Below are 21957 nucleotides of genomic sequence, written 5' to 3' on the forward strand. Positions count from 1 at the left end.
GTGGACTCCACGTTGTCCCTGTTCGCGCCATCGGCTGCCCTTCTTGATCAGGCCCAACCGGGCGTGCATATCAACTGCGACTTCTGTGCATCACCGGCCTGGGGGCCCAGCATTGGCCTTTCGCCGCGCCGGCTGCGCGCATCATCGGGGAACTCCGAGCCCAGCGCGATGCGGGTTCGCGCACGCGCCTGGTCCAGTGGCAGATCGATCAGGATGCCGATGGGCGTGGGTGCGGTTCCCAGATGGGCAACCACCCTGTAGATCGGTAGGCCATGGAAATCGGCCTTGACGCAGAAGTACGCCATCCCGAACGCCTCATCGCGTTCGCAGGGCTCCGGCGTGTGCAGGGCCAGGTAAGGGTTCGCGGGCCGGCCTGATCCAGCATTAAGGTACCAGCCCTTCGGCTGGCAATCGAGCAATCCGTCAAAGAGCGTTTCAGTGCTGTCCGGATCACCCGGCAGCGGTGGCTCCGCCTGGGCGGCATGGGCGTCGGCCTTGATCTGTGCCTCGATAGCGGCCCGCGCACGGCGGGCGGTGTCGGCCTGCTCGACATCCTGTGAGGTGGCTTGCCGGCACGCCGCCAGCGGCAGCACAAGGCTGGCCAGGAACAGCTGACGCAGCGCAACGGGGCGGTGACGATTCCCTGACCTGTCCTGATGCATGACTCCCGGCCTCCCCGAGGTGAAGCACCCGATCGGCACGCAGAATGCTGCGCCGCATCACCCACGGGCGCAAAAGACCGACGCCGATTCCCGTATGCCTGCGGCCGCACGCAGCGTTGCGGGCCACCGCTGACGCCCGGTTCCAGATCTAGTAGGTCCCGAACGGAACTTCGATCTTCAAGGCTGCGCCACCCTTGGCCGGCTTCAAGGTGTAGGTATGAACACCACCGTCTCCATCGGCCAGCGAGGTCTCGCGGCGCTGGACCGTATAGCGCTCGCCGGCGATCTCCAAGGTGTCCGCCCCCACCGCCCGCGCGTCCGGCGGCAGCAGCAGGCCTCCTGCGGCTTCACGTTCTTCCTTGAAGGTATAGCTGCTCATCGCACCCTGCACCTTCAGCAGCTGGACATGCGGGCGATAGGGCGCGGCATCGAGATTCCAGCCATTGGTCAGATCGGTGACCCACGGCCCGGGAATGTCAAAGCGATCCTGGAGCTCGCTTTCGCCCACCTCGGCACTTTCCACTGACAGGCAACACACTACCTTGCCCGCCTTGGCATCGTAGACCGCCCAGCGACTTCCCGCAGCTGCGGCATGAGGCAGCATGGAGAAGTGGAACTGCCGCTCCAGGTCACTGTCGGAGACCCTGCGCCAGCCGCCCACTTCGGGAGGCTGCGCATGGCAACCCACCGCGAGCGCGACGCCCACTACCAAAAGAGCAGCTCTAATCACGAAACCCGCCATCTTCAGTTGCCTGTCTTGGACCAATGGGGATCATCGACCTTTTTCGGCTTGCCGTCATAGTTCCAATGCAGGACATCGTAACTGGCACCCACATCGATGATGTCACGCTTGCTGCTGATCGTCACACTGGTGCCATCGGCCTTCTTGACCGTCTTGCCGATGCCCCAGGCAGGACTCAACCGCATGTCGATTGCTTCACCACCATTGTGGTTTGATCGGTAGGGCTTGCCGATGGCCCCCGCAGCACCGTAGGCACTATCCATGGCCTTGGCTGCCTGCTTGGCGGCCTTGAGATCCGGCTTGCCATTGGCATCCAGGTGCTGCCAGTCAATGTTCACGGCAGCATCGCCATTCCGCGGCTCGAACGCGGGCACCGTGGCTGGATCCATGCCATTGACGATTTCCCGTGCGTAGTACATCAGGTACGAGCGCTGGGGCGGGCGCAGCGTCGTATTGATGTTCACGGTCACACCAGCCTCATCCAGCGCCGCGAGGAAGCGCTTGATGTTCGACTGGAAGGGCTCCTTCAGGCTCGCGACGTCCTTGCTCTGCTTGAACCGTTTGTACCATTGCGCGCCGCTCTTTTCGCGCTCGCCGTTGTAGCTGTCGTCCTTGCTGGAGGCTGCATTGGCATTGGCCGTGGCGACCGCAGAGTAGAAATTGTTCAGCAGCCCGATCGGGTGCAGGTGGAAGACCTCCGGCGCAACAGGGAACCCCTTCACGCCGGGCGCCACATCCTTCCACCAGCGCAGATTCTTGATGCGCAGCTTTTCAGCGCTCCACTCCACGGCACCGTCCAGCATCAGCGGGTCCAGCTCGTTCCACTTCGCATCTTCCCCGCCCCACTCGCTCTCGTAGCGGACGATCATCCGGCTCAACGCCTGCGCAAGCAGGGGCTGCTTGCTGGCCGTCTGCAGTTCGGCCTTGCTGATATGCCCATTGCCGTCGGTGTCCAGCAAGGCATGCAGCTTCTGGATCAACGCGCTGCGCTCCACCTTGTCCGCGCGCATGCGATGATCGGTCACCTCGTGGGGCTGCAGCATCCCCATCTTCACCAGCGTCGCCGCCATCATGTCGACCGGCTGGATGCCGCCCTCTTCCACCGTTTCGAATCCCGGCCACGCCCAAGGCGACTGCCAACCCACCTTGGGGTGCCCGGCCTCGCATGCCCAGCCCAGTACAAAACTACCCGGCTTCTCGCCGCAGGCAGCCACTTCCCACCAGGCCTTGCCATCACTGTCCAGTGCACGTTTCGGCGCAGGCAGCTGCTCCAGCTCGGCGCGGGACATCACCCGCACCAGGCCGACGGCCTCGGCCTCGGGCCCATCCGTACGCAACGGATGCTTCTTCCACCATTTCATGCCACCCGCCGAGCACTGCTGCAGGTCCTTGCGCAGGATCCAGAACGGCTCTCCCAGTGGCATCCGCATCTCGCGCCGCTGGTAGTTGTGCTTCCGCGCTTCCTTTTCCGACTGGGTACGCTGGTTGTCGGCAGGGCCTACGAATACACCGGTGAACTGTCCATCCTTTGCATTTGCATAACTCTTGCTGCTCGCAGAATAGGCGCCCAGCGCCTTGCGATCGAACACCTTCAGCTCCGAACGCTGGACAAGCGTCCACGCGCCCAGGCCCGAGTCCTTGAGCTGGATCAGGCCAGATTCCGGCTCCATCACACCGTCCGGATCGGCCGCCTTCTTCAGCCGCGCCCCCTTTTCGATCACGAACAGGCTTCCCGTTCCCGGCGGCAGCAGCGATGCATAGCGGCGCGACTTGGCCAGGAACACGGGAAGTTCGCTACCGGCGAAGACCTCCATGTGCATCAACGGGCGAATACCACGCTTGGGCAACGGCTGGGCATCCACGTACTGCTGGTACTCGCCGACATGGCCGAGCAGTGCGCCTGCGCTGATCGCGATCGGTTTTTCCGGAATGACCACCTTGTCCAGCTGGACCGGCTGCTTCGGGCCGGGATCAAGCTCAGGCATGAACACCCAGCCCTGCTTTGCGGCCGGGTCGACCGTCTCGCCCGGGCGGACCGGTGCGATCTCACCTTCCAGGATCCGGTCAATCTGCGCCCATTTGTCCTTGCGGTTCTTCACGGTGATCCGCGCACCGCGCGGCAACAGGCCCAACCGGGCCGAGCGGCCGCTGGCCTCGCTGCGGATGTTCAGGCCGATGATCGGCGCGGGTGCAGCCTCACTCATCTGCGTGTGCCTCCTGCACGACGTTGTCCCATTCCTTCACCTGTCCAGGCCCCCAGCCCAACTGCTCCAGAGCATCGGCGACATCATCGGATTCACCCGAGGTTCCACCGCAATCGCAGCCGATGTGGTCATCCTCATCGACCAATGCCTGCGCCGCTGCAGGCGGCGCTGGCACCTCCTGCGCGTCCTTCGCTTTCTCGCCCACCACGAACTCGTTGCCTTCCGTCCAGAACCCGGGACGTACGCGCTTGCGATCCTCCTGATAGCCGGTGAAGTCCATCAGGTGCATGTAGAGGCTGTAGAAGGCAAGCTCGGTTCCCGGCTCCGGTGCGGCGGCTGGCTTCGAATCCTTCGAGTCCTTCGAGTCCTTCGCAGTCTTCGTGGCGGGTGCCGGCGCGACCGCCTTGGACGGAGCGCTCGCGGCAGCAGCGGGAGCGGCCGCCGTCTGCGGCGCCGCAGGAGCGCTGCCCGCCGCCGTCGCAGCCTTCTTGTCCTGTGCTTCCTTCGCCGCCTTGTCGGCCGCCTCGAATTTCGCCTGTGCATCGGCAGGCAGCTTCAGCGTATGCCGCACCAGCACGAAGCCCTTCGAATACAGCGCCTTGCGCTGCACCTGCGGGAAGGTGATTTCCGGATAGCGTTCGTCGATCCGGTAGGCCACCACCTCGCCGTCCTTGAGGCAGCGCACGCCCTGGGTCTGATCCAGCACGGTGCCACTGCCCGCATCGAAATGGACGCCTCCATGCCACAGGCCACTGGCCCCCACCGGGAAAAAGCCGTCATCGACGCGCGCCAAGGCGCCTTCTTCCAGCGCAGGAAGGCCCAGGTACATCGCGCCATCGAAGGCATCACTCTTGCCCTGCCGCGGAAAGGGATACATCCAGGTGGTCTGCGCCTCTACCGGCGCACAGCAACCCAGTTCGTAGCCTCCGAATTTCTTCATGTACTTGGAAACACTCGACCCATAGGCGTCGGTGCCGTCCTCGGCCCCGCCCGTGCGCAGGAACGCAAGCACGGCAGGGCGCACCCATTGCCCGGTCTTCTTGTCCGGCTTGCCCGGGCCGTAGCCCTTCAGGTGGGCGGCGGCAATGATGCCGGACTCGGTCACCACGAAGCCCTTCATGGTCTGACCGATGAACTTGGTCGTGCCGAAATAGCGCCCTTGCCGGCAGAGTTCGCGCATCCACTCCTCGCCCGCCTTGTCCTGCATTGCTTCGTCCGCAAGGAACACCTCGCGGCTCGTAGCACCGTTCTTGCCCGTCCAGTGGCCCTTCCACTCCTGCTTTTTCTTGATCTCGGCCGTCGTCTTGTAATACCCAAGCTGCATCAGCGCCTGCTCACCGAACTGGTACTTGCCGATGTAGTTATAGGTATTGATGATGCCGATGTCTCCGCTCGATTCCTCGAAGCCGACAGCGTCCAGGAACGCCTTCAGGTTCTTGGCACTCATGGCTCGCCCCCGCAGTCACCCAGCCGCCTGACCATCTCGAGATTCACGGGCTTGCGTGCATCGAGCACCGCGCGCTGCGCGTCCGATGGATTGCCCAGCCAGCGCACCTCACAGTTCAGGATCAAGCGGCCGACCATGTGCCTGTCTGCGGGATCGTAGAGCGCTGCCAGCTGTGTTGAGCCGCAGGCATGTGCCTGGCAGGCGGAGTACAGCCACCAGGTACGCCCTTCGATCGACAACGGCTTGCCTGCCGCACTGGGCCCGGTCAGCAGTCGCGCCTTCAGCGACGGTGCTTGCTTGGCGGGAACCTCTGCCAGAAGGGTATCGAATGCCTGGGTCACCACTGCATTGCTGCGCCCGCAGCCATCGGGGGCCGACAGCCCCTTGCCGACGAGGGCGAACAGGTATGTCGCCAAGGGCTGCTTGGCGCAGCTCGGCTGCGGAAGATCGATGGAGGCGTCTCCCGGGCGGGTGCCGCTTGCATGCGCGTCCAGTGGAGCTGCTGCAACGCACTCCCACGACAACGCCGCCACCAGTGGCAGCAGGAATATCGTCTTCTTCATGTTCTTCATCCTGAGAAACCGATGATCCGTTTCTGCTTCATGTCGCCCAGCACCCATGTGGGCAGCTCGCTCTTGTAGTTGCTGGGGCCAAGGAAGGATTTGCGCTGCGCATGCACCGCGATCGAGCCGGGTGCGTTGACCACGATCCCGCCATCGGAGACGGTGATGCTGGCGCCTCCTGAAGTTGCGATGTGCAGCGTCTTGCCCGCGGCAAGCTCGATGTGGGCCTGGCCACTCGCACCGCGCAGGCCCGAGCGCGCCTGGATGCGGATGGAATCTGCCTGTGCCTGGACTTCAAGCGCCGCAGTGCCACTCACAACGGACATCGCCGCAGCTGCACCGCCTTCCTCGACGGTGGTTGCCAACAGGCCCAACGACTGGCTTGCATGCAGCCGGGCCTGCCCCATGACGGTGGTATCGGAATGCCCGCCGCTGGCCAGAAGCAGTGCTTCGCCGCTGCTCCACATCATGCCCTGACCGGCGACGTGCACCACCCCGTCGGGTGCCGTCATCCCAAGCAGAGGAGCGCCACTATGGGGAATCCGTCCTTCACCGGGCTCGGCGCTGTGCTTAGGAGCTTGCGCGACTCCCGTCGTGTATTGCGTCCCGGCAACCACCGTTCGGACAGCTGCCGTCATCGCCGGCAGGGGAGCCTGCTTCTGCACAATGCGCGACCGCATCGCCCCTCTCGCCCCCTCCTGCATCGCCAGCGGGCTGGTCACGTGCTTGCGCGCGGCCTGGGTGAATCGCTCGCCCAGCGTCTGCAGCTGGGCCAGCAGCGCGGAGGGCTGCACCGCCTCGCCCGCAGGTGCGGACGATCGATGGCCATATGCAGTGAGCCACACGCCCGCCGTCGCGCGTACCGCACCCCATGCATCGCTGCGCAGTTCGAAACCGGTGCCACGCACGCTGCCGACAAAGTTGTCAGCCTGGTGCCGCAGATGGCCCAGCGTCAGCTGCGATGCCTGCTGGCTGCTGGCCAGCTGCGCACGCAGCTGCTGGTTGGAATCGTCGAACAACAGATGGTTGCTGCCTTCACCGCCATCCCATTCGCGCGAGCGGATGCCCCACAGTGCACCGCCATGCCGATGGGCCTGGTCACCCGCGCCGGCCGCATGCCACGCCGGCGCCTGGCCACCACTGAGGTTGGCCTGCGCGCTGTGGCGTGCATCGGCGGCCTGGCCGTAGGCCGACACATCGCCTTCGGCACTGGCACCGGCCGGCGTAGGCGCCACGCCGGCTTCGCCGCGGCCGTTGTAGAGCGCGCCCAGCACCAGCGGCCGATCGATATCGCCATCCAGGAAGCCGACCAGCACCTCCTGGCCGATACGCGGCAGGAACTGGCTGCCAACGCCAGGGCCGGCGTAGCGCTGTGCCACGCGCAACCAGGCACTGTCGTGAGCGCCTCCGCCCTGTCCCTGCTGGAAATGGAAGCGCACGCGCACACGGCCCTGGCTGTCCGCATGCAGATCCTTGCTGGTGCCGCCCTGACCGGCCACTACCACGGCCGTCTGGTAGCCCGGCACGGTGGGGCGCGGATTCAGCCGGGCACCGGTGCCATCCAGCAGCAGTGGCCGCCACGGCGTGCTGCGTTCAACGGCCTCGAACCGGTTGCTGTAACCCACCGCATCGGCCTGCTGCCACAACGCCGCGTCGTCGCGCTCGGCCGGCGCGACACCGAACGCATCATCAAGGGTGCGCCGCAGGTCGGTCGGCAGGTTGTTGATGCCGGCATGGTCCACGGCAACCAGCAGCAGCTCCGGCGGTGTTGCGCCAGGCGCCTGCTGCAGCCGCAGCCAGGCCCCCGATCGCAGGCCGCGCACGGTGCCCTGCCCGCGCCAACGTCGGCTGTGTGCCTCGCGTGCCTGGGCCAGCAGCCGCGCCTGGCGCGAAGCGGCGGCACCATCGCTGAACGCGTAGGCACCCACGGCATCGAAATCCTCGCGCGCCGACTGGCTGCCGCCGCCGTCCATCGGCGACTGGCCGGCCAAGGCACGCACCTGCCGGTAATCATCACTCTGCAGGCTGACCGTGGTGCTGGCCAGGCTCCGGCACATGCCGATGGCCTGCACGCTGTCACTGGATTCAGTGGCATCACTGCGATGGAAACGCACGCCGGCCCCGGCGCTGGTCGCATCCTCCGGCAACGCCACGCTGTCGGCGAAGATCTCCATGCCATTGCCGCAGGGAGCCTCTTCATCGGCATACAGCCGCCAGCCCAGCCCCTCTTCGGCCAGCAGGCGCTGCAGGAAATCCAGATCGCTCTCGCGGTACTGCACGCAGTAGCTGCGCACACGTTCGCCCAGGAAGTCGTCAACCCCCTCGGCCCAGCGCCAGCGCGCGATATCCCCATGCCCGGCAAGAACCGCGTCAACGATCGTGCGAACGGCCTGCTCCTGGAACACACGGCTGTGGCGCGCGTGCTGCAGCCACCAGGTCCATGACACCAGATGCAGACGGTAGCGGACCAGCCCACCATCGCCTCCAACCCGGGCGGCGTCGGCCACCAGTCCGCTGCGCTGCGATTGCCCACCGTCAGCGAGTTGCAGGGTCAATGTGGCGCGCGTAGCAGGCAGCGCCTCCAGCGCAGCATCCGCATCGGTGGAAAGCACGTCTACTTCGGTCCACGCGTGTTCGCCCAACGCATCACGTCCACGCCAACGCTCCACGGTGCATGCCGTGAATGCGTCGGACTGCAGGCGATACAGACGCTGGGCGTCGCCAAGACCGGCGACCTGCGCCATCAGGTTGTTCAGCTGATCCATGCCATTTCCAGAGTGAAAGCCGCACGACTCTCGGGTGCGCGGCGTCGGTTTCCAGCCAATAAATCTACCAGATCGTGGTGTTCGTCAAAATCACGGCGCAAGATCGGGCAATGAACTGCGTTCTCCGTCACATAACTGACGGAATGCCGTATTCAGCCCCCGTGACTTTCCCTCATCCCGTAACCGCGTTCACATTCAACCGCTAGAATCGACCGCAGTCCCCAACGAGACCTGCCATGCTGGATCAGGAAGCCCTGCTGGCCCCGATTTCGGACCACGCCCCGACCGGTGAAGACCTGTCGTTCTCGGCGGAGTTCGATCGGATCATCGAAAACCGTCGCGCCGACGACCCGACCCTGGACCAGGGTGCGTGGCAGACCGACATCAAGTACGCCGACTGGAGCAGTGTGCTGCGCGAGTCCAGCGACCTGCTGCAGACCCGCACCAAGGATCTGCGCCTGGCCGGCTGGCTGAGTGAAGCGGCCACCCAGCTGGAGGGATTCCAGGGCCTGGCCACAGGCTACCGGGTCACTGCCGGTCTGTGCGATCGCTACTGGGAGTCGGTCCACCCGCAGGCACCGGATGGTGACTTCGAGGAACGCATCGGCAACCTCAGCTGGCTGCTGACCAATTCGCTGCAATGGCTGCGTGCCGTGCCGATCATCGCTGCGCCGCAGGGGCGCTTCAGCCTGGCCGATTTCGAGCATGCGCACGCGCGCGCCAACAGTGGCGAGGATGACGATGGCCGGCCCGGCCTGGACATCCTCAATGCCGCCCGCCGCGATACCCAGCACAGCTTCTATCGACAGCTGGCCGATGACCTGCCGGACTGCAGCCAGGCACTGGCCGAGCTGCAGGCTGCAGTGGACAACCGGCTCGGCCTGGATGGCCCCAGCTTCAGCGCGGTGCGCGAGCAGCTCGAGCATCTGCAACGCACCGTACTGCGCTTCGCGCGCGAGGCGGGCGTGCTGCTCGATGGCGAGACCGGACCGGCAGAGGACACGTTCAGCAGCACCGACTTCGCCGCGGATGCACCGGCATTTGACCCGGCGCCGGTCAGCACCGCCCCGCGTGGGCCGGCCGGTGCACCGGGTTCACGCAAGGAAGCGCTGCAGCAGTTGCGCCAGGTGGCCGAGTTCTTCCGTCGTACCGAACCGCACAGCCCCGTGGCCTACCTGGCCGAGAAGGCCGCGCGGTGGGGCGAGATGCCGCTGCACGTCTGGCTCAAGCGGGTCATCAAGGACCACAGCACGCTGGAGCAGATGGAGGAGATGCTGGACGTCAACCCGGAAGACTGAGCGCTTCCGGGCCATCGAGCGGAGAGCGGGCCAGGCCCGCTCTCCGTGCGGTTACTGGATCTTGAATTCGATACGGCGGTTGCGTGCGCGGCCATCGTTGCTGGTGTTGTCGGCCACCGGCTCGTCCGGCCCCTTGCCCAGCACGTCCATGTGGCTGCCCGGGATGCCCTTGGCCATCATGTAGTTCTTCACGGCCAACGCGCGTGCGTGGCTCAGTGTCAGGTTCGACTCACGCTGGCCCACATTGTCGGTATGGCCGATGATCAGGAAACGGCTGTCCGGCATCTGCGCCATCTTGGCCACCATCTCATCAAGGATGCTCATGCCGAAGGGCGTGAGGCGCGCGCTGCCGCTCTGGAACTCGATGATGCGGTTGGCCAGGGTCTGGTCCAGCACGTTCTGCTGCGAGCCCACCTTCAGCGCGTTGGTGACCGTGTAGCTGGTGTTGCTGGCCAGGCTCAGGTCACTGGCGACCTGCTGGCGCAGGGCCTCGTTGCCCACTTCACCGGTGATGCGCACGGCCTGGCCGTTGACCTCCAGCTTGCCCGGCGATACCCGCTTGAGCCCGGGGTTGATCATGCCAGCGACATAGTCACCCCAGTTCGGTGGGGTGGCGATGGTTTCCACCTGGATGCGGTCGACCACCCGCTCGGCCCCGTATACCGCCCGCAGGTTGTTGAGCAGCTTGGCCTTGGTCGCCTGATCGGGCACCACGCCCTCGATGACCACCGGCCGCTCGCCGGCCGCCGTAGCAGCGGCCGGCGCCGGCGCGTTCTGGGCGGCCAGCGGTGCGGCTGCCAGCAGCAGCGGCAGCAGGAGATGGAGAGAATTGCACAGGCGCATCGTCAGGTTCCCAGGAAAGTCTCGCCGAACAGCTTGCGTGCGGTGGCCAGGGCCAGATCGTCACGGTCGAGGAAGCTGCCGAAGCGGTTGAGGTTGTAGTCGCCGCGCAGGTAGTCGTCCACCCACTCCGAATGCTGGATGCGAATGAGGAACTCGCCGGCCTCGGCCGGATCCAGCACCGCACGCAACACCTGGCGGTCGGCGCCATTGAAGCCGACGATCATGCTCGGCGCGGCATCGTTGCGGATCAGCACCGCCAGCTCGAAATCGCCGCGGGCGACGAAGCTGGACAGCAGATCCAGCCAGAACGCCGCTACCAGCGGGCGATAGGCTGGATCGCGTACCAGCGGGAACACCAGCGCCTTGTCGATGTTGACATCGCCGCCACTGAGCACCGGCTGCAGCAGCAGGCCCAGGGCAGGCAGCACCTGGCGCAGCGCCACGTCGCCATGGCCGGAATCGCGCAGCCGCTGTTCGAGATCGGCCACGGTGGTGCTTTCCAGGAAGTCCTGGAAGCTGCCGTTGTAGTCGCCCGGATCGGTGCTGATGCTGAAGCGGGCGTCGGCGAGCTGCGCCAGCGCCTGTGCCGCATCGCTGTCCTGGTAGGCCTGGCGCGCCAGCCGGGCCAGGCCCGACCAGGCGTTGGACATCGCCAGTGGACTGCGGCCAATGAACGGCAACGGCTCGGGCGCATCCAGACGCAGCGCCGACAGCAGCGGGAAGCGCCGTTCGGAGGCATCGCGGCTGGCCAGGAAGTGGCCGCACAGCACCATCTTGCTGCGTGAACCAAGGAAGGCGTAGTGGATCTCCGGCGCCTCGTCATAGCGCTGCTTCCAGTCCGGGCTCTGGCTCAGCAACTCCAGGCTCTCACCGGCCCAGCGATCGAGCCAACCCAGCAACTGGTGATTGTCGGCCGCACGAACGAAATCGCCGCGCGACGGCACCTTGCCGAAGTACGAGACGCCTGCGCTGACCACGCGGCTCATCGGGCACCCCCGTTGGCCGGAGCAGCGGCAGGGGCGGCAGGGGTGGCTGCCGGCGCCGGCGCGGCGGGCGTACCACCCGCCACGCGCTCGGGCAGCTGCAGCCCGCGCTGCCAGTCACCGCCACCTTCAGCACCACCGCTGCCGGCCCGTCGCACGATGCGCATTTCCACCGTCACTCCCACGCCATTGCCATTCCAGGTGATGCGGCTGGAGTCGTCCAGGCGCTCGTACTCACCTTCCGCCATCAGGCGGTTGAAGCCGTTGGCGCCTGGCGCACTGAACACCTCCACCGTGCGGCCATCGCCGGTCACCGCAGTGATCTTCACGCCGGGCACCTGACCCGCGTTCGGGTACTGCATGGTGGTCCACTGCGGCGGCGTATTGCGGTAGCGCAGCACCTGGCCATCGATCTCGATGGTGTATTCCAGGGCGCCAGCCGCCGGTGCCGGCAGGATCTCGAAGATCGTGGTGTCCTGTGCTGCGCCGGCCGCGGAGCCGCTCACCCAATTGCCATAGTTGGCGACCAGCTCGGCCGACAGGTTCACGCCCTGCCCGGCCCAGCGACGGGTCTCCAGCAGCGGGCCGCGCTGGATCACCAGGGTACCCAGGGCTTCCTTGTTGAAGGCAGCAATGCTGCCGCTGGCACCGAAGATGCCGGCGATGTCGCTCGGCGCGGCGTCAACATCGGAGTTCAGGTTGAACGGATACTGCTGGCCGATGCGCGCCTTGAACGGGTCATAGACCTGCGCCTTCCAGGTCTTGTTGACCTCTTCCTCGGTCGACGGAATCAGCGCGCTGAAGGTCTGGGTCAGCGGGCGCAGCAGCAGCGGGCGCAGGGCCTCGCGCTGCTTCTCGTCCAGCCCGGTCAGCACCTGTTCGTCGACCAGTGCCAGGCCCACGCTCAGCTCGGAGCCTTCGTTGCTGAAGGTGTCCTGCATCAGCTTGCGGGTACCCACACCGATCTCGCCCTGGCTCTTGATCGCGTTCAGGCGGGCGCGCAGCTTGGCCAGCGTTTCAAAGTAGGCGGTCATCACCGCCGGCTGGTCGCCACGCTCGCTGGTCAGGCGGGCAATGCCCTCGAAGGCCTTGCCGATCGGCCCCACCGGCTGCGCCGCCGCTGTCGCCGCCGGATCCTTGCGCAGGATGGTGCGCTGGAACCAGGCCACGAAGCCCTTGCGCGCCTTGCTCGACCGCGCCAGCGCCTGCGGGTTGTCCCACACCGTCTCCTCGTTGATGCGCTCGAGCAGGATGCGCAGCGGCGAATTGCTGGCGTCGCCCAGCTTGTTGATGCGCGCCACCGCCTCATCGAAAGTGCTGAATTCGGCCACGCTCAGGCCCTGCACGAACTTGCTCCACTCGCGCGCGTAGTCGTTCTTGTACATGTTGACCAGCTCACGCGAGACGTGCTCCGGGCTGCCGGCCAGCGACAGGTCACTCTGCTCGGTGGTGCCCAGCACCCAGTCGGTGGTGCTCAGCTGGGTGTTGGCCGCCTCCTTGATCGCATCCTGTACGTAGTCTTCCCACGCCTTGCGCGAGAATGCACCGGAGATCGCGTAGTTGCCGTTGATCATCCGGCCATTGCGCTCGACACCGATCAGGTTGTCGACCGTGGTGGTGCCGAAACGTGCGCCGGCGCGCGCCTTGATCTGCGCATACACCCGCTCCATCGCCGGCTGGCCCTTCATCACCTGGCCCAGCGCCTGGCGCGTGTCGGAGACCAGGGTGACCTTGTTCTGCACCTGCGGCCAGCTCGGCGCGCCGGCCTGTGCCACGTAGAAGGTCATCAGCTTCTCGGCGGCACGCACCATTTCCTCGCGGCTCATCTGGCCACGGTTGGCTTCAAGCCAGGTGCGCCAGAACAGCGTCAGCTGCTGCGACAGGTGCGCGCCCTCCACATACTTGGGATTGCCCAGCATCAGGTAGGTCTTGAGCGCGTTATAGGCGTCGTTGGTGCTGGTCGGCGAGGCGTTCTGGTACAGCACTTCACTTTCGGCCGCAGTGCTGTTGCCCTGGCCCAGCTTGTCACGCTCGGCGACCACCTGGCCCAGGTAGTTCTCCAGGTTGGCCACGGTCGGCGCCAGCATCACCTGCTGCATGCCGTGGTTGTATTCCCGCAGCAGCTTGTCGCGGATCGCCGAGCCCTGGTACAGGCCCAGACGGGTGGTGATGCCACCCTCCTTGCCGTAGCGGTCCAGCTGTTCCATGCGGTCCTGCAGCAGCAGCAACGCATCGATGCGCGACTTCAGGTCCATGCGGTCCTTCTGCACGCGTACCGCCTGGTCCAGATCCTTGGTGGCATTGGCCACCAGCTGCGCATTGGTCGTGTAGGACCACGTCCACAGGCCCAGCGCCAGCGCCAGCACGCCCACTGCGCCAAGGAACACGCCATAGCGCAGGCGGTTCTGGTGCGGGCTGGAGTACTGCCGCACCAGTTCCTTGTCGGCGAAGATCACCTTGCGGAACAGGTCCTTCAGGAAGAACGCGGTATGCCCGGTCGGCGCCTCGTCCACGTTCGAGCCGCGCTCCAGGTTGAACTGGCGGCCGACGCGCTCGGAGGCGTGATGCACCGAGCGCCCTTCCTGCAGCGCACTGGAGAAGTAGAAGCCGCGGAACACCGGCTTGAACTGGTATGGGTTGTCTTCGAACAGGGTGGCGATGAAGGTCCGCAGCGCCGGCTTGATGCCGACGAACTCCAGCGGCAGCGACAGCAGGCCCGGCGACACTTCGCGGCCGCGCTGCATCGCCATGTGGGTCAGGCTCATTTCCTTGATGCCTTCGGCCAGCTCATCGAAATGGCTGTCGAACGCGGCCAGCGCGTCACCCTGCTGCTGCACGTCGAACGGCAGCGTGGCACCCCACACATGCTCGCGCTCGCCCGGGTCGAGGTTGCGGAAGAATTCGCTGAAACCGGCGATCAGGTCAGCCTTGGTGAACAGCACATACACCGGCGCGAACACTTCCAGGCGCTCGGTGATTTCCTGCACGCGCTGGCGCAGGTTCTTGGCCAGCTCGATGGCGAACTCCGGCTTGCTGCCGGACAGCTCGGCCAGGCTGGCGGCGATGATCACGCCATTGATCGGTGCGCGCGGACGGTTCTTCTTCAGCAGGCCGAGGAAGGTCAGCCATTCCATGCGGTCCTCGACGCTGACCGAGTAACGGCCGGCGGTATCGAGCACGATGCCATTGGTGGTGAAGTACCAGTCACAGTTGCGGGTGCCGCCGATGCCCTGCACCACGTTGCCGCGGTTGTCCTCGAACGGGAACTGCAGCCCGGAGTTGAGGATGGCCGTGCTCTTGCCGGCCGCGGGATTGCCGATGATCACGTACCACGGCAGCTCGTACAGCGCGGCGTTGCCCTTCAGCACGCCCATCCGCGAGGACTTGATCTGCTTGACCGCATCCATCATGCGGGTGCGCAGCGCCTCGGTGTCCGCGCGCTGCGCCGGCTGCGAGGAGGCCACCGCCTTGTCCGCCTCATCCTTGACCATCGCCTCCACGCGCTTGGCCGCGCGCCGCGCGAGGATCCGCTTGATGCCCCAGACCAGCAGCGCCAGCACCAGCAGGCCTGCCAGCACGACGGCCACCCAGATGCCTATCTGCCGCGCTTCGGCTTCACCGTAGTGGGCCAGCGCAGCGGCGCCGACCAGGCCGATCACCATCCACAGACGGTAGTCGCGCAGGTAGTAGCTGAAATTGCTCAAACTCATGCAGGGATCCAGGGGTCAGGAGGCCGACGGCGCATCGGCCGGCAGCGTCGGGGAAGGAAGAGGGTCGACCAGGCCGAACAGGCGCTGCTGGTTGTCGGCAACGCCGAGCAGCAACACCGGTTCGGCCTGGCGTTGGAGTTGTGCATGGGCCAGCGCCAGCTGGGCGATCGGCAGCACCGGCCCCAGCTCGCCGGCACTGATCGCCAGCGCCAGGCTCTGCGGACTGAAATCGAGGTCGGGCGCCAGCGTCGCGGCGATGGCAGCGGCATCGACCATCAGGTCGCCGCGGTGATCGGCATCGTGCAGCACGAACTGCGCCTGCGCCTGCGCCTGGCCGAGGGATGCATGCCAGTGCGTGGCCAACGCCGCCAGCTGCCGGCGCTGCTCGGCCGGGCGCTGCGCTTCGATCTGTTCGGCACGCACCAGTTGCGGGCGCCACACGCGGCCCGCCCCGTCGTGCGCCAGCGCCCGGCTCGACAGCAGCACGCCGGCGGCGCCTTCACCCGGCACCCGGCCATCGGGATTCTGCGCGGTCGCCAGCACGCCCGAGGCCTGCCAGGCCGCGACGAGCGCGGAATCGATGAAGGATGTGGCCGCCAGCACCAGGTGCCAGCGCGGCTGCCCCGTCGACAGCGCATCGATCACCCGCTGCAGATGCGGCCAGACTTCGCGGGCGCCATCCAGCGTGGTGACGCGCACATCGAAGCGGCGCGCATCCAGGCCCGCCAGGCGCGCCTGCTCCAGCAGCCAGTCCTGTGCCCAGTGCCGCAGCGGATCGGACCAGCTGCCGGGCACCAGAAGCTCGATGCTGAGTACGTTCTCCACGCGCTGTTCGTCGCGACGACGCAGCCCAGCCACCACCACCTCCTCAGAGGCCACGATCTCCGGCAGCGCCGTGAACACGGTTTCCAGCAGCTCTTCCAGCACCGGGCGCAGCAGCGCCAGTGCGCGGCGTTCATGCGCCGCCGTGTCGATGCCATCCTGGCGCGCCTGCACGACCTCGAACTCGTCCAGGTCCTGGGCCGCGCTCATCCGCACCGGCAGGTTGTAGTTGTCACGGAAGCGCCCATCCAGCGAAGGGCGCGGTGGCGCAGCAGCCGTCGCCAGCAGCGCCGGCGCATCCAGATCGACGCCCAACCGAAGGGTACCGGCAAGCAGCGCGACCGAAGGCGGCGCAGCGGACTGCGGATCGGCCGCCTCCTGCTTTGCAGCTCCCGCCTTGCCGTCATCAGACGTGGCCTTGTCCAGCGCCGATTCCGCGCCACGGCGCACCGCGCCGCGCAGCATGAAGCCGGCACCGCTCAGGCCAACCGGCAGCAGGCCCAGATAGGCCAGCATCTGCATGCCGGTCGGTACCGTGCCGCTGTTGCGCCAGTAAAGAATCGTTGCGCCCCAGGTGGCGATGAAGACCATCACCACCGACGCTGCCTTGCCCAGCCATCCCGCCATCAGTTGCCGTGCTCCATGCGCTGTTCCCGTCGACCGCGTTGTTCAGCGCAGGCCGGTGGTGGCCTGTGAGGCCACCAATGTCGCCCCGCACGCGGTGCGGTCGCCATCGCGCGCCACCGGCTGACCGTCGATCACCACCGTGGCATCGCCACTGACGATCGTGGTCGCACCGTGCACGGCGCACACGGCACGGTCGCCCACCCGGGCCACCGGCTTGCCATTGATGTCGGTCTGGCCGGTGCCTGCCACCACGCTGCCTCCGTGGCTGAGCTTGTCACCGACGACGATAAACGGTCGTGCCATCCATCATGCTCCTTGATCCTGTGTGACCTGGCGCTCCATCGCCCCCTGTTCCCCGGCGACCGAGATCATCGCCGTAACCATACCAGCACCGCCCTGTGGTTATCACCCCTGGCGTGACAGTTCCTCACGCTTGGCAGCACGTGCCGCGCGGCATCGGGCCGTCATTTCCACGTGAACATAATCCTTGATGCTGCGCCAGTTGCCGCCCCAGTCCAGCCCCGCCTGTTCAGCCAGCTCGCCGTAGAGGAAGTAACCGCGCTTGGTCCATTCGTCGTTCATGTCCCACTGCAACTTGCCATCACGGATCGGCGCACTATCCACGCCCAGCCCATACTGATGGCAGCTCTGCCAGGCGCCCGCCCGTGTCGCCTTGCCCCCGGCCATCAGCTCGGCCTGCCGCTGCGGGCTGCGATAGCCTTCGATCAGCACCATTTCATAGCCGTACTGGCGGCGCATCACCTCGTAGATGGCCAGAACGCGCTGCTGCAGATCGGCGTCGATCTGGTCCCACTTGCGATCCGCCGTGACGATCTCAGGCCGCAGGCGACGCACCTCGGCGGTGGTGAACACTTCCGGCGGCGGCGGCGGCGGCGGGGTCAGCCGCTCACCCCGCAGCAACTGGGCCACCATCGAACTCGACTCCGCCAGATCATCGCCGCGAAAATCTTCGAGCACCACCGTCTGACGTGTGATCAATATCACAGTTGGAGGGATCAACAGCGCTGCTGCCGCGATCGCGATAATCGGCCAATGGCGGCGAAGGGCACTTTGTGCGGCACCCGCTTCTTCACGAACCCCACTGCGCACCCGGGTCACGCCGTGACCGACCTTATCCCCCACCCGGCCCGCACTGCGACGGAATGCACCCAACCGGCGCGCCAGCGCTGCGCGCAGCGATTCCACTGTCTCGGGAAACAACAGCACCCAGCACACCACTGCCACAAGCGCGACAACAGCAATGGCAGCAACCACGATTGGCAACACCGGTCCTCCTTGACTCGTCATCTGGTTGACGCCCCACTGCCTTTCACTAAGAATGCGCAAATTCGCTTCGGCAGATGCCGACTCAAACCAAGGGCTGGAAGCACTTGAATAATGGCGGAATCAACCGGCCCAGTCTGCTCTCAGGGGGAGCGCAGGCAAAGGGCCAGGCCCCGAATTCGGGCCGTATTCTGGCAGACATGGAGGGCCGGCAGGCAACCGCGTCGCCCCGTGCTGCGCGCGTATCGTCTGGTGGCAACCGTCGCCTCGGTCTATGGCTGGCCATCGCGGGGACCGTTGCGGTCATCGCCGGGCTGACCGTCTGGGGGATGTCCGGCAGCGATGACTATCGCGAGCCAGGCGAGTATTCCCTGGCCCCGGAAACGCCTCATGCCACCGGCCATCCGGATGTTCCGGCAGGCACGCCACGCGATGGCGCCGCGGTGATCGTCGATGCACCGGCCGCTGCGGGTGACCCGGCCTTGCCCGCGCCTGCACCGATGGACGATGCGGCTGTTGCAGCCGAAGCCGCCGCCGCGACGACCGCTGCCGGTGTCGCAGCGGCTGCTGCAACCCCAGCGGCCTCGCCACGTGGCGCGGCTGCGGCGTCCCGTAGCGGTAGCCGCAGCTCCGCTCCAGCGGCCGGCGGCAAGGGCAAGCAGGATGAAAACCTGCTCGGCACCCTGCTCGGCATCATCAAGGAAGAAGACAAGGCCAAGGGCAAGGCGAAGGCCAGCACCCAGCCGCAGAGCATGGATGACCTGATCGCGCAGATCGAGGCCGACCAGCGCAAGCGCACCGAGGACGAGCGTGCCGCCTTCGAACGCGTGGCCAGCAAGAAGTCCGCGTCGACCGAGTCGAACATCCAGGCCCAGCTGCGCGCCTGCCCCAGCCCAGCATCATTGAAGGGCGTGGATTGCCGCCGGCGGATCTGCGCCGCCGTGAGCGGCAAGGACCCGGCCTGCCCGGCGATGTGACGCGTCTTTGTAGAGTCGAGCCATGCTCGACCCGGATCTCTCCGCAAGCGCTGACTGGTCGGCAAACAGGCCGGCAGCACTGCTTGGCCAGTGCCTACGTCGCCTGCTGAAGCTGCTGCCGCACCTCATCATTGCGAGCCATCGCTGCAGCTATCGACTCTTTCCAGAAGCGCTCCATCTCATCTGCGCGCCCTCCCGCAGGATCGACCCGCCCGTACACCGCTGGCGCGCGAAGTGGCGGCACACCGGAACGCTCGGATGTTCCGCGCCGGGTCACGGCCACTGGCCAGACCGGCTTGCGGCACAGCTTCATCGCCAGGAAGCGGAACAGTGCCCAGGGCAAGGTGAGCGGCAGCGCGATCCACATCAGCCCTGCGCCTGCGGAAGAGACATGGATGATGAACGCATTGCGGAAGCTCGGTGCTACCGAGGTGTATAGCTGCAACGGCGGGAACGGGAGCGCGGAACGCCCCTCTTCCATGAAGCGCCGGATCATTTCCCAGTGCGCGAGCACGACGGCGGGGTTGGAGCCGCAATCCGACCCGACTGCGAAGGTGTGGACCACCTGATCGCCGCGCATCACCAGGCCCCTGAGATCGTAGGTATAGTCCTCGCCGGGCCCCGCAGGCTTGTCCCTGCCGATGATGAAGTGGACATCCGACCACGGCAACGACACCACCTTGTTCCGCCCACCGGTGAAGACGTGCACCTGACGCGTGGTTCGATCAAAGCGGATGGGGTAGTACTGACAGCGGAAGATGTCTCTTCCGAGAAGCATCTTGTAGGCAAAAGCGACGAAGCCGAGCATCAGAACACCCAGGACAGCGACGGTAATGGCCATCTCCGAGCTGACCGCCTTGCCTTCAGCCTGCATCGTCACCGTTGCATGCGCAATTGCCGAGACGAACAGCAGCGCCAAGCCAATAACGACAAAGCCCCACATCGCTGCCCATCCGCGATAGAGAAAATGCCGGTCAACGTACTCGATGTAATCGTCATCGAGGTAGACAATGCCCTTATCCAGGGGCGCCAGCGTTGATGCATCAAAATTCCGGACATCGGCAGCGACTTCGTAGTTGTCCAAACGACGGTTGTTGCGATAGCGCTGGGCGAGCCAGCCGGCGAACTGGCTCATCGCCTATCCTCCCTGTGCATGAAAACGAAGTGGCAGCTGGACGGCATCCGCTGCCCCGCTCTGTGTTGATCGACCATCATCCCAACGAGCGCTCGATCATGTAGATGATGCAACGGCCTGCTCCTGTGCCATGACGTCCGTCTCGACCAGTCCAAGTGGGTCATCCGCATCAACCGCACACGCTTCTTCTACCCACTGCGGCCAGACAGGCATGCGGCAGGATTGCAGGACCAGCCACCGGCAGAACACCAGAGGCAACAGCAGCGGCATCAGGATGAATCGTGCACTCACCATGGCTGGCCCAAGGCTGGCCACCACAAACAGATAGCAGTTGCGCAATGAAGGCACCACGGACAGGCTCATCTGCCGGCCGCCGATAGTGTCTGCCACCTCGGCGGGACCGTCCTCCATGTAGCGACGGACAAACTCCCAGATGCCACGTACTTTCAACTCATCATCGAAGTAGTGGCCGACAGCGAACGTACGCTTGACGACATGATCCTCGATGACGCTGCAACGCAGATCACGCAGGAATTCCTCGCGGGTTCCTCGGCCGATGTAGAAGACGGCCTGATCCCATGGGACGGATACGGCCCCCTCCTTCCCGCCGGTGAAGAAGTAGACCGTGCGGTTACGCCGATTGAATCTCGTCGGGTACCAGACGTAGGTGAAGAACTCGTATCGAAGGGTGATACGCCAGAACAGCGCGGGAGCGCCGACCACGCACACCGCCACCATCGCATACATCACCCAGTCCCATACGTCCCCCTCCAGGTTGGGGATGACCAGAGTGAAGAGCAGAAAGAAGCCGAACAGGAACAGCCCCAGCGTGCCGAGCAGGACCACGGTAGTCGATACCATGCCGCGCAACCGGAAACGACGGTCGATCAGGTCGATGCTGGTCGAGTTGAAGCGGACCAGGCAGGCGTGCTCGGCAGGCGTCACGGACTGAGAGGTATGTACATTGAAACGCGATGCGCTTTCCTGTGGAGAAAGCGGACCTCCCACGGAAAAATCGCGCATCCATCCGGTATACATCGATTCTCCTCTCAGCGCCCCCGTGAGCATGACACGGGATTGAGTTACTGAGTAGCTTCGCGGCGTCATGGCGAGGCCCGCCCAACTGCTAGGGCCCGGTATGGATGCGCAGGCTGGGCGAGCGCGCTAGCATGCGGGGCTGGGTCAAGGAGATCGCTCATGTTCACGCTGTCGCTTCGAACCGCAGCCCTGTTGGCGATCCTGCCGTTCACTGCATCCGCATCCGCCAGAGGGGAAGCACACTCATCCGAGGCGACGCACGGCTCCGGCGCGACTACGCAGCAGAAGGTCATGGCTGACCTGGTGCCGATCGAGGGTGGCACGTTCCTCATGGGCAATTTTGGCCCCGTGCACAACGAAGACAAGCCACCGTACAGCGGAGCCATGAATGACGACGTCCTCCGTAAGATCACGCTGGACGGCTTTTCGATCATGGCCCACAAGGTATCGATTGAGGATTTTGATGCTTTCACGAACGCGACCGGCCGCCCGGAAGTAGGCACGTCAAAAATCAACGCTGATCTGTATCGTGCTGACCTCAACGCTGCCGCCGGAGTGAAGTGGCAGGACGCCATGAACTTCTGCACATGGGCTGAGAAGGGGGCAGGCCGGAAGCTTATGCTTCCCACCGAGGAGGCAGTGGGAGTTCGCGGCACGATCGAGTGGCAGGATGGCTGTATTTGCGACCGATACAGGCAGTATCGATGATGGTCGCAATGTAGCGAGCTACTCCCAGTACGATGACGGTAGCGGAACTGCCCTGGGCAAATTCGCTCCCAACCCTGCTGGACTGTACGGCATGACAGACCATGGCGATGTGATTGATGCCAACCAGAACGCGAGCTATGGATTCCATT

The 21957-nt window shown here is 65.5% G+C and carries 17 protein-coding genes; 3 read left to right on the forward strand and 14 right to left on the reverse strand.

What is annotated here, in order from left to right:
* Window positions 1-47: 47 nt before the first annotated feature.
* The 6 genes from ARC23_RS11450 to ARC23_RS11475 all read right to left on the reverse strand — a co-directional run bounded on the left by ARC23_RS11450 (window position 48) and on the right by ARC23_RS11475 (window position 8383).
* On the reverse strand, window positions 48-662 hold the full coding sequence (locus tag ARC23_RS11450) for a hypothetical protein (protein WP_152985252.1): 615 nt from the start codon (window positions 660-662) through the stop codon (window positions 48-50).
* A 148-nt stretch (window positions 663-810) separates the two neighbouring features.
* Complete coding sequence (locus ARC23_RS11455; RefSeq protein ID WP_057497327.1) at window positions 811-1404, reverse strand: hypothetical protein; 594 nt, start codon at window positions 1402-1404, stop codon at window positions 811-813.
* 2 nt (window positions 1405-1406) lie between these two features.
* Complete coding sequence (locus tag ARC23_RS11460) at window positions 1407-3341, reverse strand: hypothetical protein (protein ID WP_160321658.1); 1935 nt, start codon at window positions 3339-3341, stop codon at window positions 1407-1409.
* A gap of 259 nt (window positions 3342-3600) precedes the next feature.
* Window positions 3601-5055, reverse strand: coding sequence for a hypothetical protein (locus tag ARC23_RS11465; RefSeq protein WP_057497329.1), 1455 nt, complete (start codon window positions 5053-5055; stop codon window positions 3601-3603).
* Window positions 5052-5618, reverse strand: coding sequence for an Ivy family c-type lysozyme inhibitor (locus ARC23_RS11470; protein ID WP_160321659.1), 567 nt, complete (start codon window positions 5616-5618; stop codon window positions 5052-5054). The genes ARC23_RS11465 and ARC23_RS11470 overlap by 4 nt, the downstream gene beginning before the upstream one ends.
* 5 nt (window positions 5619-5623) lie before the next feature.
* Window positions 5624-8383 carry a type VI secretion system Vgr family protein gene (locus ARC23_RS11475; protein ID WP_238985234.1) on the reverse strand — a complete coding sequence of 920 codons (2760 nt, stop codon included), beginning with the start codon at window positions 8381-8383 and terminating at the stop codon, window positions 5624-5626.
* A 236-nt stretch (window positions 8384-8619) separates the two neighbouring features.
* Here ARC23_RS11475 and tssA point away from each other — a divergent pair, with 236 nt between their 5' ends.
* Complete coding sequence (gene tssA / locus ARC23_RS11480) at window positions 8620-9681, forward strand: type VI secretion system protein TssA (RefSeq protein WP_057497331.1); 1062 nt, start codon at window positions 8620-8622, stop codon at window positions 9679-9681.
* Between the two features lie 51 nt (window positions 9682-9732).
* On the opposite strand, the gene ARC23_RS11485 is transcribed toward tssA, so the two are convergent.
* From ARC23_RS11485 to ARC23_RS11510, 6 genes are all read right to left on the reverse strand, one after another.
* The gene (locus ARC23_RS11485; protein WP_152985254.1) at window positions 9733-10524 is read right to left on the reverse strand and encodes an OmpA family protein; all 792 of its coding nucleotides are present in this window, start codon (window positions 10522-10524) and stop codon (window positions 9733-9735) included.
* 2 nt (window positions 10525-10526) lie between these two features.
* Window positions 10527-11510, reverse strand: a complete 984-nt coding sequence (tagF, locus tag ARC23_RS11490) for a type VI secretion system-associated protein TagF (RefSeq protein ID WP_057497333.1) — start codon at window positions 11508-11510, stop codon at window positions 10527-10529.
* A complete protein-coding gene (tssM, locus tag ARC23_RS11495; protein ID WP_057497334.1) occupies window positions 11507-15217 on the reverse strand; it encodes a type VI secretion system membrane subunit TssM in 3711 nt (1236 codons plus the stop codon). Before tssM ends, tagF begins: the two co-directional genes overlap by 4 nt.
* Window positions 15218-15232: 15 nt before the next feature.
* Window positions 15233-16666 (reverse strand): hypothetical protein, encoded by a 1434-nt coding sequence (locus tag ARC23_RS11500; RefSeq protein ID WP_057497335.1) that lies wholly within the window; start codon window positions 16664-16666, stop codon window positions 15233-15235.
* Between the two features lie 42 nt (window positions 16667-16708).
* Window positions 16709-16969 (reverse strand): PAAR domain-containing protein, encoded by a 261-nt coding sequence (locus ARC23_RS11505; RefSeq protein WP_057497336.1) that lies wholly within the window; start codon window positions 16967-16969, stop codon window positions 16709-16711.
* A 102-nt stretch (window positions 16970-17071) separates the two neighbouring features.
* Window positions 17072-17953, reverse strand: a complete 882-nt coding sequence (locus ARC23_RS11510; RefSeq protein WP_238985235.1) for a M15 family metallopeptidase — start codon at window positions 17951-17953, stop codon at window positions 17072-17074.
* Between the two features lie 326 nt (window positions 17954-18279).
* Here ARC23_RS11510 and ARC23_RS11515 point away from each other — a divergent pair, with 326 nt between their 5' ends.
* Window positions 18280-18927 (forward strand): hypothetical protein, encoded by a 648-nt coding sequence (locus ARC23_RS11515; protein ID WP_057497338.1) that lies wholly within the window; start codon window positions 18280-18282, stop codon window positions 18925-18927.
* Between the two features lie 94 nt (window positions 18928-19021).
* Here ARC23_RS11515 and ARC23_RS11520 read toward each other — a convergent pair whose 3' ends face one another.
* Both ARC23_RS11520 and ARC23_RS11525 read right to left on the reverse strand, forming a co-directional pair.
* Window positions 19022-20062, reverse strand: a complete 1041-nt coding sequence (locus ARC23_RS11520; protein ID WP_057497339.1) for a DUF6708 domain-containing protein — start codon at window positions 20060-20062, stop codon at window positions 19022-19024.
* 96 nt (window positions 20063-20158) lie between these two features.
* Window positions 20159-21100, reverse strand: coding sequence for a DUF6708 domain-containing protein (locus ARC23_RS11525; protein ID WP_152985255.1), 942 nt, complete (start codon window positions 21098-21100; stop codon window positions 20159-20161).
* Window positions 21101-21259: 159 nt separating this feature from the next.
* Here ARC23_RS11525 and ARC23_RS11530 point away from each other — a divergent pair, with 159 nt between their 5' ends.
* Window positions 21260-21808, forward strand: coding sequence for an SUMF1/EgtB/PvdO family nonheme iron enzyme (locus ARC23_RS11530; protein WP_057497341.1), 549 nt, complete (start codon window positions 21260-21262; stop codon window positions 21806-21808).
* The last annotated feature ends 149 nt before the right edge of the window (window positions 21809-21957 follow it).

This window comes from Stenotrophomonas beteli (genome assembly GCF_001431665.1).
Taxonomy (GTDB): Bacteria; Pseudomonadota; Gammaproteobacteria; order Xanthomonadales; family Xanthomonadaceae; genus Stenotrophomonas; species Stenotrophomonas beteli.